This window comes from Streptomyces sp. NPDC059037, from assembly GCF_042740015.1.
Classification (GTDB): Bacteria; Actinomycetota; Actinomycetes; order Streptomycetales; family Streptomycetaceae; genus Streptomyces.
Genome location: NZ_JBHYIG010000004.1, coordinates 14,639 through 29,838, shown reverse-complemented (window position 1 = coordinate 29,838; position 15,200 = coordinate 14,639). Strand labels below are relative to the sequence as shown.

At 71.3% G+C, this 15,200-nt stretch carries 14 protein-coding genes; 10 read left to right on the top strand and 4 right to left on the bottom strand.

Going from position 1 to position 15,200, the window contains the following annotated elements; all coding sequences use genetic code 11:
• The first annotated feature begins 48 nt into the window (after window positions 1-48).
• Together ACFWY6_RS01725 and rbsD are read left to right on the top strand one after the other, a co-directional pair.
• Window positions 49-1,035, top strand: coding sequence for a ribokinase (locus tag ACFWY6_RS01725; protein ID WP_384685095.1), 987 nt, complete (start codon window positions 49-51; stop codon window positions 1,033-1,035).
• Entirely contained in the window at window positions 1,032-1,421 is a 390-nt protein-coding gene (gene rbsD / locus ACFWY6_RS01720; RefSeq protein ID WP_384685092.1) for a D-ribose pyranase, read from the top strand. The genes ACFWY6_RS01725 and rbsD overlap by 4 nt, the downstream gene beginning before the upstream one ends.
• Here the strand turns inward: rbsD and ACFWY6_RS01715 are convergent.
• Window positions 1,418-2,377 (bottom strand): kinase, encoded by a 960-nt coding sequence (locus tag ACFWY6_RS01715; RefSeq protein WP_384685247.1) that lies wholly within the window; start codon window positions 2,375-2,377, stop codon window positions 1,418-1,420. The genes rbsD and ACFWY6_RS01715 overlap by 4 nt on opposite strands.
• A 176-nt stretch (window positions 2,378-2,553) precedes the next feature.
• On the opposite strand from ACFWY6_RS01715, the gene ACFWY6_RS01710 reads away from it, so the two are divergent.
• The 6 genes from ACFWY6_RS01710 (at window position 2,554) to ACFWY6_RS01685 (ending at window position 9,165) form a co-directional block, all read left to right on the top strand.
• Window positions 2,554-3,543: a pyridoxal-phosphate dependent enzyme gene (locus tag ACFWY6_RS01710; RefSeq protein ID WP_384685089.1), complete on the top strand. Its 990-nt coding sequence runs from the start codon at window positions 2,554-2,556 to the stop codon at window positions 3,541-3,543.
• Window positions 3,544-3,642: 99 nt separating this feature from the next.
• Window positions 3,643-4,470, top strand: coding sequence for a Rossmann-like domain-containing protein (locus ACFWY6_RS01705; protein WP_384685086.1), 828 nt, complete (start codon window positions 3,643-3,645; stop codon window positions 4,468-4,470).
• Window positions 4,467-5,750, top strand: a complete 1,284-nt coding sequence (locus ACFWY6_RS01700) for an MFS transporter (protein WP_384685083.1) — start codon at window positions 4,467-4,469, stop codon at window positions 5,748-5,750. Before ACFWY6_RS01705 ends, ACFWY6_RS01700 begins: the two co-directional genes overlap by 4 nt.
• Before the next feature lie 384 nt (window positions 5,751-6,134).
• Entirely contained in the window at window positions 6,135-7,274 is a 1,140-nt protein-coding gene (locus ACFWY6_RS01695) for a FecCD family ABC transporter permease (RefSeq protein ID WP_384685080.1), read from the top strand.
• A gap of 1 nt (window position 7,275) precedes the next feature.
• Window positions 7,276-8,097 (top strand): ABC transporter ATP-binding protein, encoded by an 822-nt coding sequence (locus tag ACFWY6_RS01690; protein WP_384685077.1) that lies wholly within the window; start codon window positions 7,276-7,278, stop codon window positions 8,095-8,097.
• A 57-nt stretch (window positions 8,098-8,154) separates the two neighbouring features.
• Window positions 8,155-9,165, top strand: a complete 1,011-nt coding sequence (locus ACFWY6_RS01685; RefSeq protein ID WP_384685074.1) for an ABC transporter substrate-binding protein — start codon at window positions 8,155-8,157, stop codon at window positions 9,163-9,165.
• Between the two features lie 39 nt (window positions 9,166-9,204).
• On the opposite strand, the gene ACFWY6_RS01680 is transcribed toward ACFWY6_RS01685, so the two are convergent.
• Entirely contained in the window at window positions 9,205-9,702 is a 498-nt protein-coding gene (locus ACFWY6_RS01680; RefSeq protein ID WP_384685071.1) for a MarR family winged helix-turn-helix transcriptional regulator, read from the bottom strand.
• Window positions 9,703-9,868: 166 nt separating this feature from the next.
• On the opposite strand from ACFWY6_RS01680, the gene ACFWY6_RS01675 reads away from it, so the two are divergent.
• Together ACFWY6_RS01675 and ACFWY6_RS01670 are read left to right on the top strand one after the other, a co-directional pair.
• Window positions 9,869-10,279 (top strand): organic hydroperoxide resistance protein, encoded by a 411-nt coding sequence (locus ACFWY6_RS01675; protein WP_266871568.1) that lies wholly within the window; start codon window positions 9,869-9,871, stop codon window positions 10,277-10,279.
• Between the two features lie 92 nt (window positions 10,280-10,371).
• Window positions 10,372-10,842 (top strand): hypothetical protein, encoded by a 471-nt coding sequence (locus ACFWY6_RS01670; protein WP_361823865.1) that lies wholly within the window; start codon window positions 10,372-10,374, stop codon window positions 10,840-10,842.
• Here the strand turns inward: ACFWY6_RS01670 and ACFWY6_RS01665 are convergent.
• Both ACFWY6_RS01665 and ACFWY6_RS01660 read right to left on the bottom strand, forming a co-directional pair.
• Window positions 10,839-14,222, bottom strand: coding sequence for an SAV_2336 N-terminal domain-related protein (locus tag ACFWY6_RS01665; protein ID WP_384685066.1), 3,384 nt, complete (start codon window positions 14,220-14,222; stop codon window positions 10,839-10,841). The two genes, ACFWY6_RS01670 and ACFWY6_RS01665, sit on opposite strands and share 4 nt — an antisense overlap.
• A gap of 2 nt (window positions 14,223-14,224) precedes the next feature.
• Complete coding sequence (locus ACFWY6_RS01660) at window positions 14,225-15,175, bottom strand: AAA family ATPase (protein WP_384685063.1); 951 nt, start codon at window positions 15,173-15,175, stop codon at window positions 14,225-14,227.
• Window positions 15,176-15,200: the final 25 nt, after the last annotated feature.

Sequence of the window (15,200 nt, the reverse complement as noted above, 5' to 3'; positions counted from 1 at the left end):
GCCACCCCATCTCCGTACCCACGCACGAGCAGGAGCCGGATCTCACCGATGCACGCTGCCTCCCATGACTCCCATGCCTCCCACGACTCCCATGACGACGCCTTTGATGCCCATGCCGCCGATGACGACGCCTCGTACGACCTCCTGGTCGTGGGCTCGGCCAACGCCGACCTGGTGATCGGTGTCGAGCGCCGCCCCGCCCCCGGCGAGACGGTGCTCGGCTCCGATCTCGCGACGCACCCCGGCGGCAAGGGCGCCAACCAGTCGGTCGCGGCGGCCCGTCTGGGCGCCCGCACCGCGCTGCTCGCCCGGGTCGGTGACGACGCGCACGGCAGGCTGCTGCTCGACTCGCAGCGCGCGGCGGGCGCGGACACGGTCGGCGTCCTGGTCGGCGGGGCGCCCACCGGCGTCGCGCTGATCACGGTCGACCCGTCGGGCGACAACAGCATCGTGGTGTCGCCGGGCGCGAACGCCCGCCTGGCTCCCGAGGACATCCGCGCGGCGGGCAGCCTGCTCGCCGCGTCGCGGGTCGTCTCGACGCAGCTGGAGATCCCGGTCGAGACGGTCACGGAGGTGGTACGCACCCTGCCGCAGGGCACCCGCTTCGTCCTGAACCCCTCTCCCCCGGCCCCGCTGCCGGCCGAAGTCCTCCGCGCCTGCGACCCGTTGGTGGTGAACGAACACGAGGCGCGCTACATCCTGGGCGCCGAAGCGTCCTTGGGCGCTCCGGAGGACTGGGCCCGCGCCCTGCTCTCCCTCGGCCCCCGCTCGGTGGTGATCACCCTGGGCGCGGAGGGCGCCCTGACGGCGACGCCCCTCAACTCCCCTGTCCGCATTCCAAGTCCACGAGTCGAGGCGGTGGACACGACGGGCGCGGGCGACGCCTTCACTGCCGCCCTGGCCTGGCGCCTGGGGCAGGGGGACGACCTCCCGACAGCGGCCGCGTTCGCCGCACGCGTGGGCGCGTCGTCGGTCACCCGGCAGGGCGCGCAGGCGTCGTATCCGACGGCGAAGGAAGTCGAGCCCCGGCCGTGAAGAAGTCCGGCATCCTGAACCGCGAACTCGCGGGTGCCATAGCCGAGTTGGGCCACGGCCACACAGTCCTGATCTGTGACGCGGGCATGCCGATCCCGCCGGGCCCGCGCGTGGTCGACCTGTCCTTCCGGGCCGGTGTCCCGTCCTTCGCCGAGGTCCTGGACGGCGTACTCGCGGAACTGGTGACGGAGGGCGGCACGGCGGCCGCGGAGCTGCCCGAGGCGAACCCGCCCACGGCCCACCTCCTGACCAGCCGCGTCACCCCACTCCACCTGGTCCCCCACGAGGAACTGAAGCACCTCACGTCGACCGCCCACCTGATCATCCGGACGGGCGAGGCGACGCCGTACGCGAATGTGCTGCTGCGGTGCGGGGTGTTTTTCTAGCCCGAGCGTCGCAGCCGGCCCGAAACGTCCGCCGCGGGTCGGGAGCCCTCCAGACAGTTCGCGAAGCTCAACGTCCGATACACCGAAACCCCACCCCCCAACTCCCCGCACGCCCGCGCGGCCTCGCTGACCCGCTGCGTGTAGGACGGGTCCCTGGTGTCGAGCAGGATGCCCAGTGTCGTGCCGCTGTGACCGACGGCCACGCCCAGGCCGCCGACCTCCCGGCAGATCTCCCGCATCGGCTCCAACGACCGCTTGTGGCGCAGGAGTTGATTCATCTCGGCGCTGCGCGTGGCGACTCTGCCGACCTCCGCGAGATCGCGGCGGCGGACCGCGCGGGCCAGGCGGTCGAGGAGGCGGGCGTACTCGTGGCGGTCCGCCAGGGTGAACGGCTTGGGGATGCGGTTGAAGTCCACCGTGTCGACCGAGCCGCCCTCGTCGATGCCCACCACGGTCATCACCGGCAGCGATCCGAGGATCGCGCGCAACCGCACGCTGCGGTGGTGGAAGGCCACGATCGCCGGGTAGAGCACCCCGTCGGTCGGCTCGATGCGCGCCAGGAGCCGCTCGATGCGGGACGGCGGCATGTCCACCTTCAGCGCCTGACCCACCGCCCGCGCCGTCGCGACGAGGTCGGCCGATGAACTGGCCAGGCCCTTGCCCTCCGGGATCACGCTGTTGACGGTGAGGGTGCCGCCGACGGGTGCGCCCGTCCGGGCCGCCGCCAACTCACTGATGGTGCGGGCCAGTTGGAGCGCCTTCGTCTTGTGGGGCGGCCAGACCGTCAGCTCGGCCGACCTGCCGGGCTCCGGGCGGAACGTCGCCATCGTCCAGCGCGCCACCGGCAGCGTCACCAGGAAGTCCCCGTCCGCTTCCGGCAGCACACCCTGAAGCAGCTCACCGAAGGTGCCGAACGCGGTGCCGACTCCGGTCCCGGCCGCCCGGAGGCCCGGCATACGCGGCTGCGCCCCGGTCTCCCGGGGCGGATCCACAGGCTCCCTCTCGGCTTCACGGGTCCCCTCACGGCGCATCGATGTCTCCACGCCCACAGGCTGCCACAGCCCTAACCGTCTTGACAATCATTTTCATCTAGTGTGATGCTCTCGGCTCGACGACCGACAGGGGGCAGGCTTTGCACGACCACATAGCGGAAGCTGTGAAGGAACCCGATCTCATATCCCTGCGACCGGACTTGGTCTGTCTCCGGTTCGAGACGATGAAGATCTATTCGGCGCTCGGAGCGGTCCGGCACCTTCTTGATTCGGGCGCCGTGAAACCGGGCGACACCCTCATCGACAGTTCCAGCGGAATCTACGCACAGGCCCTGGCACTCGCGTGCCACCGCTATGGAATGAAGTGCCACATCGTCGGTTCCACGACCGTGGACCGCACCATGCGGGTACAGCTGGAAATACTCGGCGCCACCCTGGAACAGGTGCGGCCGTCCCAGAATCTCCGGCTCGACCAGGAGCTGCGGGTGCGCCGCATCGCGGAAATCCTCGACGCGAATCCGACGTACCACTGGATGCGCCAGTACCACGACAGCATCCATTACTACGGCTACCGCGACGTCGCCGAGACCATTGACGCCGAGGTCCCCGCGGGACCGCTCGCCCTGGTGGGCGGCGTCGGCTCGGGGGCCTCGACCGGCGCCATCGCCGGCTATCTGCGCGAGGCGGGCCGGGACGTCTCACTCGTCGGTGTGCAGCCCTTCGGCAGCGTCACCTTCGGTTCGGAGCAGGTGTCCGACCCCGACATGATCATTGCCGGTATCGGCAGTGCCATCGAATTCAAGAACGTCCGGCACGACGCGTACGACCGCATTCACTGGGTGAACTTCGAGAGCGCCCTGTCCGGTGCCGTCTCGCTGCTCAGGAACAGCGGAATCTTCGCCGGCCTTTCCACCGGTGCCGCCTATCTCTCCACCCTCTGGGAACAGCGCCGCGACGACTCCCGTACGTACGTCTTCATCGCCGCGGACACGGGACACCGCTATGTCGAGAGCGCGTACGCGAAACATGCGGACGCCCAGGACATCGACACCTTGAAACCCCATGAGATCACCTCACTCGACGAGTTGAGGCACCCGTGGTCGACCACTTCCTGGCGCGACCTTTCCTGACCGTTTCCACCGTCGTCCGCCTACATCTGCACCTTCATCTCCGCCTTCATCTCTACCTTCTCCACCTTCATCCACCATCGGAAATTGAGAGAACCCCCTATGTCACGCCCCGAGCCGCGCACCCCCCGCAGCGTCGCGGAACTCACCGAAGCCGTCCTGTCCGGCGCCTACGGACCCGACCCGGAAGACCTCTCCGTCACCAGCGCGTTCTGGCTGTACAACACCACCCGCCTCGCGGGCGGCGACGTCACGTACCACAACCACTATCTGCTGCTCCGGGTCGGCACGGCCTTCGGCGCCTGTTCCTTCGAGGCCGGTGAACTCGCCCCGGACTTCTGCGAGAACGCCTCGGGGCACACGCTCGGCAAGCTGCTGCGTGCCGAGTCCACGCCCGTCCGCGTCGCCGCGCTCGACGCCTATCTCGCGCAGGTGAACCCGCACCGGGACGACGCACGCGCCGAGCGCGTCATGCTGCCCACCGGCACCCCGGAGGTCCGGGCGAAGGCGCGGGACGCGTCCATCGCCGGGCTCCTCGACATCACGCCGGGCGCCAAGGTCGCACTGATCGGCGTCGTCAATCCGCTGGTGGCGGCGATACGGGAGCGGGGCGGCGTGTGCCTCCCCTGCGATCTGAACCTCCGTACGACCCAGTGGGGCGACGAGGTCACGGACGACATGACGGAGGTGCTCAGGGAGGCCGACGCCGTGGTCGCCACCGGCATGACGCTGAGCAACGGCACCTTCGACCTGATCCTCGCGCACTGCCGCGAGCACGAGGTGCCGCTGGTGGTGTACGCGCAGAGCGGCAGCGCCGTGGCCCGCGCGTTCCTGCCCGGCGGAGTCACCGGGCTCAACGCCGAGCCGTTCACGTTCTCGCAGTTCAGCGCCGACGAGACGCCGATGTACCGCTACCGGGAGTCGGCGTGAGTGTCGACGCCAAGGGCTCCGCGGTGGGCTCTCAGGACACCGGCCCGGACGAGGCGCTGCCCGGCGATCTGCGGATGGCCCGCACACTGTGGCCCGTCCTGGTCGCGTCCGCGGTCGGACTGCTGCCGTTCACCGTGTTCAGTACGTATCTGGTGCCGATGGCGGAGGACGCCGAAAGCAGCGTCGCCACCCTCGGCGGTCTCCGTGGACTCGGCGGTCTCGCCGCCCTGTTGGTGGGCACCGCGCTCGCGCCGCTGATCGACCGGGTGCGCAAGGAGTGGGCGGCCGCGGGCGGGCTCGCCGCGCTCGGCCTGTCGGCGGCGCTCGGCGCGAGCGGGGACTTCATCCTGCTCGCCGTGTTCTGCCTGCTCGTCGGCGCCAGTACGTCGGTGCTCAACCCGGCGCTCACGGCGGCCGCGGCCGACCGCTTCGGTTCCGGGAAGGCGGCGGGGCGCGCGGCGACGCTCGTCACGGCGACGCAGTCGATGACCGCCATGCTCGCGGCTCCCGTCATCGCGCTGCCGGCGGTGTTCTGGGGCTGGCAGGGCGACCTGTTCGCCGTGACGGGCGTGTCGCTGCTGCTTGCCGCGGTCTTCTTCGTACGCGGCAGGAACAATCCGGTCGAGGAGCGGGCCGACGCCCAACGCCTGGGCTATATCGCCTCGTTCAAGGCGCTCGGGGCGATCCCCGGAGTCGTGCCGCTGCTGCTCATCGCCCTGCTCCGCACGGCCGTGTTCATGGGGTACCTCTCCTATCTGGCGGCCTACTACGACGACCGTTTCGAACTCGACCCCGGGCTCTTCGCGTTCGTCTGGACGCTCAGCGGCGCGTCGTTCTTCGTGAGCAACCTCCTCACGGGGCGGATCACGAACTCCGCCGAGCCGCGGATCGGCACCGAGCGGCTGCTCGCCGTCGGCCTGGTCGCCGCGCTCGTCTCGGTCGTGGGCTTCTACTTCACGCACTGGCTGCCGCTCGCGCTCGCCATGACGTCGTTGCACGCGGCCAGCCACGCGGTGGTGGCCGCGTGCGTGGTCAGCCTGCTGGTCCGGCGCTGCGGTACGCAGCGGGGCGCGGCGCTGAGCGTCAACTCCGCGGGCATGAGCCTGGGTGTGTTCGTGGGGGCCGCGCTGGGCGGGCTCGGCTTGGGGCTCGCGGGGTATCCGGGGATCGCGGCGGCGTTCGGGGCGCTGGTCGTCGTGGCGCTGGGCGCCGCGGTCCTGGTGCTGCGGGCGGGTCCTGCGGAGGAGGGGGATGCGGAGGAGACGGAAGCCGCCGCTTAGCTCCGCGCCCGGGCCGTCCATCCCTCCTCTCCGCTGCCGGGGTCCGTCCGCCCGGGGCGCGGGGGGACGGCCCGGGCGCGGTTCCGCCGCGCGGACGCCCCCCCCAACTCCGCACCCCGGGGCCCCGTCCGCACCGCCGCGGGCGGGCGGCAAGGAGGCGGTTCCGCCGCCGGACACCGCCCGACTCCCGTATGCCGGGTCCCGCCCACCCTGCCCGCAGACCGACGGCCCGAGCACGATCCACCGCCCGGACACCGCCCGACTCCCGCACCCCAGAACCCATCCACGCCACCCGCAGGCGGACGCCCCCGGCACAGTCCACCGCTCGGTCATCGATCGCCCGACTCCCCTGTATCCGCACCCACCTGAGAGGCCCCACCGCCCATGCCACCGCCCGCTACCTCTCCTACGGCAGCCGCCGTCCCGGCGGACGAAGTGCCGCCTCCCGAGACGTCGGGCAGGGGCGGTGTCAAAGCCCGGCTCGCGACCCGCGCAGGCCTCGCGGTGGCCTGTGTCGTGCTCCTTGGTCTCCTCCTGGTCTCCGTCGTCGTGGCCATCGGCATGGGGTCTGCCACCGTCTCGCCGGGTGACACCGCCCGGCTGCTGTGGGCCGCGCTGAGCGGTGGCGAGATCGATGCCGATGAGGTGACGACGTATCAGATCATCTGGCAGATCCGCACACCGCGCGTACTCCTGGCGGCACTTGTCGGCGCCGGGCTGAGCGCGGTCGGTGTCGCCATCCAGGCTCTGGTGCGCAACGCGCTCGCCGATCCGTTCGTGCTCGGCGTCTCGTCCGGCGCCTCGGTGGGCGCCGTCGCCGTGACCGTCTCGGGCGGGCTCGCCGCGCTCGGCATCTACGCGGTGTCCGTGGGGGCGTTCATCGGCGCGTTGGCCGCCTCGCTTCTGGTGTACGCCGCGTCGGCCACCCGCGGGGGCGGGCTCGCCCCGCTGCGGCTCGTCCTGACCGGCGTCGCCATGGCGCTCGGTTTCCAGGCAGTGATGAGCGTGATCATCTACTTCGCGCCGGACAGCGAGGCGACCAGCATGGTCCTGTACTGGACGATGGGCAGCTTCGGCGCCGCCACCTGGGGCGCGCTGCCCGTCGTGGCCGTCGCCGTGCTGCTCGGCACGGCCGCGCTCCACCGGTACAGCCGGGCACTCGACGTCCTGGCGCTCGGCGACGAGACCGCGATGAGCCTCGGCATCAGCCCCGACCGGCACCGCAAGGGCCTGCTCGTCCTCGCCTCGCTGATCACCGGCGTGATGGTCGCGGTGAGCGGTGCGATCAGCTTCGTCGGCCTGGTCATGCCGCATCTCGTACGCATGGTGGTCGGCGCCACGCATGCACGGGTGCTCGCCGTCGCGCCGCTGGTCGGGGCGGTGTTCATGGTCTGGGTCGATCTGGTGTCGCGGACGCTGGTGGCGCCGCGCGAGCTGCCGCTGGGCGTCATCACGGCGCTGGTCGGCGTACCGGTGTTCATCGCGCTGATGCGGCGCAAGGGCTATGTCTTCGGGGGGCGTTGAGATGGAACTCGCAAGGGAACCCGCGAAGGAAGCCGCAAGCGAACGCGCAAAGGCACTCGCACTCGACGGACTCTCGGTGACGATCGACGGGAAGCGACTCGTCAGGGACCTCTCCTTGGACGTCGGCGCCGGCCGCATCGTGGGCCTGGTCGGCCCGAACGGCAGCGGCAAGTCCACGGCGCTCAAGTGCGTCTACCGCGCCCTGCGCCCGAGCTCCGGCGTGGTCCGGGTCGGTGACGACGACCTCTCCCGCCTGCCCCTGCGGCACAGCGCGCGGATCGTCGCCGCGATGGCCCAGGACAGCGCGGTGGACCTCGACTTCACGGTGGAGGAGGTCGTCGCCCTCGGCCGCGCACCCCATCTGCGCGGCAACCAGGCGCTCAGCGGCCGCGAACTGGAGCTGTGCGCACGGACGATGGACCGCTTCGACCTCACCCGTCTGGCACGGCGCGGCGTACTCACCCTGTCGGGCGGCGAACGCCAACGCGTGCTCCTTGCAAGGGCCTTGGTCCAGGAGCCGCAGATCCTGGTCCTCGACGAACCGACCAATCACCTCGACGTACGCCACCAGATCGAGCTGCTCTCGCTCCTGCGCGGATCCGGCCTGACGGTCCTGGTCGTGCTGCACGACCTCAACCTCGCGGCGGCCGCGTGCGACCGCATCGGGGTGCTGTCCCAGGGCGGGTTGGTGGCGACGGGCACGCCGGAGGAAGTGCTCACCACGGAGCTGATCGACGAGGTCTTCGGAGTGAAGGCGACGGTCGTCAGCCACCCCCTGACGGGCGATCCGCAACTCCTGTACGCGCTCACGCCCACGTTCTGAACTCCCCCTGCCCCACTCCCCGTTACCCCCTCTCCATCCCTGAAAGGCACCACACCCATGCGCAGAACCACCCGGCAGCGCGCCGCACTCGGATCCGCGCTGGCAGCCACCCTGCTGCTCAGCGCCTGCGGAGCCGAGGTCGATGCGGACTCCGGCTCCAAGGCTTCGGGAGCGTCCAAGAAGGTCACCGTCAAACGCTGCGGCGAGCCGGTGGAGTACACGACCCCGAAGCGCGCCGTGGCCTACGAAGGCGGCAGCGCGGACAAGCTGTTCAGCCTCGGCCTGACGAAGCACGTCCACGGATACGTGATGCCTCCGGCCAACCCTCCGGTGAGCGAGTCCCCTTGGGCGTCGGAGTACGCCAAGGTGAAGATGCTCAGCGACGACCTCCTCAACAAGGAACTCGTCGTGGAGGCCAAGTCCGACTTCGTCGTGGCGGGCTGGAACTCGGGCTTCAGCGACCAGCGGGGCATCACGCCCGCGATCCTGGACAAGCTCGGCATCCAGAGCTTCATGCACACGGAGAGCTGCTTCAACTACCCCAAGCACCCGGAGAAAGTAACGCCGTTCAAGGCCCTGTACTCGGACCTGGAGCGCCTCGGCGAGATCTTCAAGGTCGAGAAGAAGGCGGACGAGGTCGTGACCGGCCTCAAGAAGCGCGTGAGCGCGGTGGAGTCCAAGGCCCCGAAGGGTGACCGGGTCCCGGTCTTCCTCTACGACTCCGGCACCGACCAGCCCTTCACGGCCGGCAGCCAGGTCCCGCCCAACGACATCATCAAGAGCGCGGGCGGCAGGAACATCTTCGACGGCCTGGACGAGCGGTGGACCCAGGTGAACTGGGAGGCCGTCACCAAGGCCGAGCCCGAGGTCGTCATCATCTTCGACTACGGCGACATGCCCGCCAAGAAGAAGATCGAGTTCCTGAAGAAGTCCCCGCACACCAAGGAACTCCCGGCCGTGAAGAAGAACAACTTCTTCGTCCTCGACTACAACGAGGGCATCAGCGGCCCGCGCAACATCGACGGCCTGGAGAAGTTCGGAAAGTACCTGCGGGAACTGAAGGGCTGAGCCCCCGCATGAGCCCCCACAAGTGAACCCTCGGCCGCCTCAGTGAGCCTCGTCCAGAGCGCCGGTGAGGCGGCCGAGCAGCCCCTGCAGAGCGAGGATCTCCTCCAGGGCCAGACCGGTGGATGCGAGGATCCGCCGCGGCACGGGCAGCGCGCGCTCGCGCAGCTCCGCGCCGGATCCGGTCAGCCGCACCGTCACGGACCGCTCGTCCTCGGCACTGCGCTCACGCCGGACGAGCCCCGCGGACTCCAGCCGCTTGAGCAGCGGCGAGAGCGTCCCCGAGTCGAGCCGCAGCCGCTCGCCGATCGCCTTGACGGGCTGCGGTCCGTGCTCCCAGAGGACCAGCATCACCAGGTACTGGGGGTAGGTGAGGCCCAGGTCCTTGAGGGCGTCGCGGTAGACACCGCCGAAGGCGCGCGACGCGGCGTGCAGCGAGAAGCAGACCTGGTGGTCGAGGCGGAGCAGCTCGGCGTCGGGGACGCCGGGCAGGGACGCGTCGGTGGCGGGGCGGGGCGGATCGTCGGCGGGCGGGGTCATGGATCCAGGGTACCTGCCACCCGCCATTAAGTTGCGCACAACTGAATAGCGTGCAATTCTTATGTCTGTCGAAGCGACCGCACCCCGTCGGCCGCTTCGACAGCCGGACCAAGCCGGGACCAAGCCGGGACCAGGCCGGACCACGCCGCAACGGAAGAGGACACCCATGAACGCGCTGTACACCGCCGTCGCCACCGCGAACGGCCGCGAGGGCCGCGCCGTCAGCACCGACGGCCAGATCGACCTCGCGCTCGCGATGCCTCCGGCCCTCGGCGGCAACGGCCAGGGCACCAACCCCGAGCAGCTCTTCGCCGCCGGGTACGCGGCCTGCTTCGCCAGTGCGATGGGCGCGGTCGGCCGTGAGATGAAGGTCGACACCAAGGACGTCTCGGTGACCGCCGAGGTCTCCATCGGCAAGGACGACGCGGGCTTCGGCCTCGCGGTCGTGATGCGCGTGGAGCTGCCGGAGGCGCTGGCGGGCGAGACGGGTCAGCAGCTGGTCGAGGCGACGCACGCGTACTGCCCGTACTCCAAGGCGACCCGCGGCAACATCGAGGTCGAGCTCGTCATCGAGTAGGGACCCTGCGGGGGCAGGTACCGTAGAAGGCCCGACGCCCCTATCTCATGAGCCTCCTGGTGGGCTGCGTGAACCCCAGGAGGACCGAGAAGATGACGACGAACCGCGGACGCAAGGACGTGATCCGGGACCGGATGACGGCGACCGGCGAGTCGTACAACGTGGCCGCCCGCAACCTGAAGGCGATGAAGGACATGGGCGCCACGGCCGAGGCCGTCCGCATCCAGCGCTGGCGCCCCGCCGCCACGCTGGACGTCCCGTGCCCCTGCGGCGGCACGTGCGAACCGGGCGAGAAGTGCGACCGCTGCCACGCCCGCCACCGCCACGTGGCCCGCTTCCCGGGCAGCCGCACGGAGGTCGAGACCTGGGCGGACCGCTATGACTGCATGGGCTGCGCGTCCTCGTACACCATCCCCGTCGTCCTGACCGGACGCCCCTGGGGCATCGCCGAGACGGTGGTCCAGGGCGCGTCCGCGGAGCCGGTGGTCCGGGCCCGGGTGTTTCCCGGGGTGAAGCATCCGCTGCTGCGGCCGGAGACGCCGGAGACCCCGGAAGCGGACTAGGCCCCCGCCTCCTGCGGATCCGCGACCACCCGCGCCGCCAGATCCAGGAACGCCTCCGCCGTACGTGCCCTGAGGCGCCCGAGCTCCTTCGCTCGATGTTCGGAGAGGTGCAGGTCGAACGGGACAAGTACGGTGCCGGCGCAGTCGGCGGCGAAGCGCTCCTCGATCTCCGAGTCCTGGACGGGCTTGTCGATGCCACCCAGGCGGGACGCGACGATCACGGCCCTGCCCGCAAGATCCCCCCGACCGCGCCCGCGCAGGCGGGCGAGGAGCTCGGTGGCGGCGGCCACGGAGTAGGCCGATGTCGTGCAGCAGACGATCAGGCGGTCGGCCGTGTCCAGGGCCACGTCGAGGGCCGGGTCCCGGGTGGGGGCCGCCCAGTCCGTCAGCGTCACGGGATAGTGCCGGGCCGTCATCGTGAGGATGCGGCGGTACTCCTCCGCGTAGGCCGGGCTGCGGGTGGCATAACTGGCACGGTGCGCGAGGATCTCCAGGCCCGTGGGAGCGAGGCTGGTCAGGCGGCGGATGTCCGCGTATCCGGCGTCCAGCGGCAGCCTCGTGAGGTCGCGCGGGGTCGCGGCGCCCTGCCGGGCCAGATAGTCGTTCAGGTCACCGCTCGCCGGTGCGCCGTCCATGGCGAGGACCGGCTCCCCGCGCACCGCCACGAAGAGCGAGCCCAGCATGAAGGTGGTGGTCGACCGGCCGCAGCTCGGGTGGGCGCCGACCACGGTGATGCGCCTGTTGTACGTGAGCGGGCGCCGGACCAGCTCAAGACGGCGCTCGTGCACGGCGCGGGCGCCGCCGACGCCCAGGTCGATGCGGAGACTGCGGAGACTGCGGCGGCCGATGCGGGACGTGGTCGGGGTGCTGCTCTCGCCCGGCCGGGCCTCCAGGAGCGGGCGCGCCGCAGGTCGGCCGGGGGAAGCCGGAACCTGACCGGAGGACTGCCGGTCTGTGCGCATGGCCTGGGCGATCGCGACGTAGCGGGCCAGCTGATCGGCGACCGACCCCGCGGTCGGCCGCCGCCGCGGATCCGGGTCAAGGCACTGCTTGACCATGTCACGCAGAGGCTCCCAGGTGGTGCCCTGCCACAGGTGCATACCGTCCGGCAGTCCGGGCACCGAGGCCTGCCGCTTGCTGCTGATCAACCGCAGCAGTTCGCCGAGCGACCTGATGTTGTCCTCCCCGGTCGGCGCCGCCCCCGCACCGGAGTACTCGCCGTCCACGACGCAGTCCGACAGGCCGACGAGCACCACGGACCGCTCCAGGACGATCACCGAGTCGGGAGAGAGACCGGCCGGCACAAGACCGTTGAGATGGCAGATGCTCAGCGCGCTCGCCAGATGCCAGGCGAGGAGCAGGCTGGTGAGGATGTCGAACGCGGCGGTGCCCTCCGGGGTTTCGTACGCGAGGAGTTCATCGAGCCGGGGCGGCTGCCGGTCGGTGTTCCCGGGCGCCGCGACCAGCCGCATGGCGAGCCACGGCGGGCGGCCGTCGAGACCGGTGGCGAGGAGTTCAGGGGCGTACCGTCCGTGCATCCGGCGCAGCGCCTCTGCCTCGGTGATCAGCAACTGCTCGGTGGCCACGGGCAGTTCGGGGCGGGCCACCCGCAGCGCGGCCTCACCGCCGTCGGCGTCCCGGCCGAGGTAGACGAGGGTTCGGGTGCCCGAGCGGCGGCCCAACAGCTGGTAGCGGCCAAGGCGTTGCGGATCCTGCGGCGTCAAGGGCGCCCACGGCTGCGCGCGCGGCCTGTCCGATGCCTCGAAGGCGGGGGTGCGGGGCTGCATCGCCACGCCGAACCGGGCGAGGAGTCTGCGCTCGACGGCGGTGAACGCATGGAAGGCGGCGGGCACGGTGTCCGCCCCCTCCGGGTGGGTGAGCCAGACGGGGAAGTCGGGTGAGCGGCCCGCCAGTTGCTCCAGGCGGCGGCCGATCGCGCGCCCTGTGCGCAGGAGTTCGGAGCTGGGCACCGCGTCGAGCAGCGCCGTCTTGCTCTCCTCGGTGAAGTCGAAGATGCGGTGCTTGGCGGGCAGCGGTCCGGGCACGGGGGCCGGGAACGGATGCATGAGGCCGCCGAGGAAGACCTCCGCCAACTGCGCGACCGGGGCCCGCCAGGGGACGGCGGACTGCACGAGCCGCATCACGGGCACGGAGAGCGGGGAGACTGCGGCCAGATGCGCGGCAAGGCGGTACGCCTCCGGGGATGCCGCGTCACGGAAGTGCTGGATGCCGCGCACCTCGCGCCCCGGGGTGATCGGTGCGTGCCGCTGGGGCCGGGCGAGGAGCGGCAGTTCGACGGTGGTGCCCGGCGATGTGAGCAGCAGCGACCAGTCGCGCAGCGAATCCGCCGCCGGTTCGAGTACGGGAATGGGTACGCCGGAGAAGTCGGCGACGCCCGCGGGCAGTACGCGGTCGGTGATCTCCCACGACGTGTTGGCGCCGCCCGGTCTGCGGGTGGTGGCCTGCCAGCGGTCGGCCTGGATCCCGGAACCGTCCCAGAGCGCGGGCGGCAGGGTGTGCAGGACCGCCACGGGACCGCTGGTGGCCCAGTCGAGGAGGACGTCGTGCATGGTGCCGCGCCGCCAGGCGCCGCCGAGGCCGTCGCTGACGACCAGGACCAGCGTCTGCCCGGTCGGGTCGAGCAGCACGGTCGGCGCCATGGTGGAGGCGCCGGTCTCGAAGGGCCGCCCGTGCAGCACCGGGGCGTCGGGGCCACGGGTGTCGAGTCCCAGGACACGGATGGAGCGGAACGCGGCGAGGCGTTGCAGCGCCGTGCGCAGGTCGGCGGCGAGCCGGTGCCACAGCAGCATCGAGAGGCCGCCGTCGACGACGAGCGCCAGGTGCAGCCAGCGTTCGCGCGCCGGGCGCATGACCACATCGGGCAGCCTCGTCTCGGCAAGGGCCGCCGCGGTCGCCGCCTCGTCCAGTTCCTGACGCCATCTGCTGGGCCGTTTCCGCTTCAGCGGGCGCAGCGCGCGGCCGATGAGCAGTTCCTGGCGGAGCGCCTTGTCCTCGGGGACGCGCAGCGGAAGCGCCGGCTGTTCGTCGTCCGCCGGAAGCGGCACCGGGCGGTCGGGGACGAGCGGCGGCAGGGACGCGGCGTGCAGCTCCGGAGTGGTGAGATCGGGCAAGTCGTCGTCGGGCGTGCCCGGTTCGGGGACTTCGCCGTCGTCCTGGGCGGGCGCGGCGGGCTCGGCGGGGGACACGGCCGGGTGCCCCGGCCTCTGGCGTACAGCCCGCGCAAGGGGCAGCCCTTCGGGACCGTCGGCCAGGCGCTCGGCCAGCCACAGCACATCGAGGACCTCGTGCGCGTCGAGGTCCTGCCCCGCCGCCTTGAGGATCCGCAGCGCGGTGCCCAGGCTGTCGTCCCGGCGGTCCACGGTCAGAGGCTTCCGGTCAGCTGGTGGAGCACGGCGTCTAGGAGGCCTTCGGCGTCCAGGTCCACTCCCCCGGCCCGCAGGAACACCGCGTTGAGCAGTTGGTCCGTGGCGAGTTCGCCGGGCGCCCGGCGGCGCAGGAACGCCTGCAGCAGGTCGTCGACCTCCAGGAGCGCGCCGTCCCCGAGGTGTGCCGAGACGATGGCCCGCAGCCGGTCCTCGTCCGGCACCGGCAGATCGAGCCGGATGCAGCGGCGCAGGAAGGCGGGCGGGAAGTCGCGCTCCCCGTTGCTGGTGATGACGACCACGGGGAACTCGACGCACTGCACCCGGCCCTGAGCCACGGCGACCGTGCCGTGGTGGTCGGCCGTCAGCACGTCGACCGTCGCCATCTCCTCGGGCAGCCGGGCCAGTTCGGGTATCTCGAAGACGCCCTCCTCGAAGACGGTAAGGAGATCGTTGGGCAGATCGACGTCGCCCTTGTCCATCTCGTCGACGAGCAGTGCGCGGGGCGTGCCGCCCGGCGCCAGGGCCGTACCGAGAGGGCCGAGCCGGATGAAGGTCCCGATGGAGGGCTCGGTGTCACCGCGGTCGCGGCTGAGGGTGGTCTCCCGGAGGCGCCCGATCGCGTCGTACTGATAGAGCGCGTCCTGCACGCTCGAGCGGCTGTTGACCGGCCAGCGCAGCAGCTCGCCGAGGCTCAGTTCATGGGCGACGGCCCGCGCGAGCGAGGACTTGCCGGTGCCCGCGGGCCCGGTGACGAGCAGCGGCCTGCGCAGATGCAGTGCCGCGTTGACCACGTCGGCGTGCTCCTGGGCGATCAGATAGGGCAGCGGTGCGGTGGTGCCGTCCTGCGGGGTGAACCGGCGCCAGGGCGGGGCGGGCGGCATGGTGACGGGACGCGCGAGACCGTCACCGCGGAAGATCCGCCAGCTGCCGTTCGAGGGGGTGCTCATAAGCCCTCCCGGCTGCCGTTCATGG

Bases quoted from the DNA above. Each gene is read 5' to 3' on its own strand.
- ACFWY6_RS01675 (WP_266871568.1), top strand. From the start codon at position 9,869: ATGAACGCGCTGTACACCGCCGTCGCCACCGCGAACGGCCGCGAGGGC.
- ACFWY6_RS01690 (WP_384685077.1), top strand. From the start codon at position 7,276: ATGGAACTCGCAAGGGAACCCGCGAAGGAAGCCGCAAGCGAACGCGCA.
- ACFWY6_RS01695 (WP_384685080.1), top strand. From the start codon at position 6,135: ATGCCACCGCCCGCTACCTCTCCTACGGCAGCCGCCGTCCCGGCGGAC.
- ACFWY6_RS01725 (WP_384685095.1), top strand. From the start codon at position 49: ATGCACGCTGCCTCCCATGACTCCCATGCCTCCCACGACTCCCATGAC.
- ACFWY6_RS01670 (WP_361823865.1), top strand. From the start codon at position 10,372: ATGACGACGAACCGCGGACGCAAGGACGTGATCCGGGACCGGATGACG.
- ACFWY6_RS01715 (WP_384685247.1), bottom strand. From the start codon at position 2,377: ATGCCGGGCCTCCGGGCGGCCGGGACCGGAGTCGGCACCGCGTTCGGC.
- ACFWY6_RS01705 (WP_384685086.1), top strand. From the start codon at position 3,643: ATGTCACGCCCCGAGCCGCGCACCCCCCGCAGCGTCGCGGAACTCACC.
- ACFWY6_RS01660 (WP_384685063.1), bottom strand. From the start codon at position 15,175: ATGAGCACCCCCTCGAACGGCAGCTGGCGGATCTTCCGCGGTGACGGT.
- ACFWY6_RS01680 (WP_384685071.1), bottom strand. From the start codon at position 9,702: ATGACCCCGCCCGCCGACGATCCGCCCCGCCCCGCCACCGACGCGTCC.
- ACFWY6_RS01685 (WP_384685074.1), top strand. From the start codon at position 8,155: ATGCGCAGAACCACCCGGCAGCGCGCCGCACTCGGATCCGCGCTGGCA.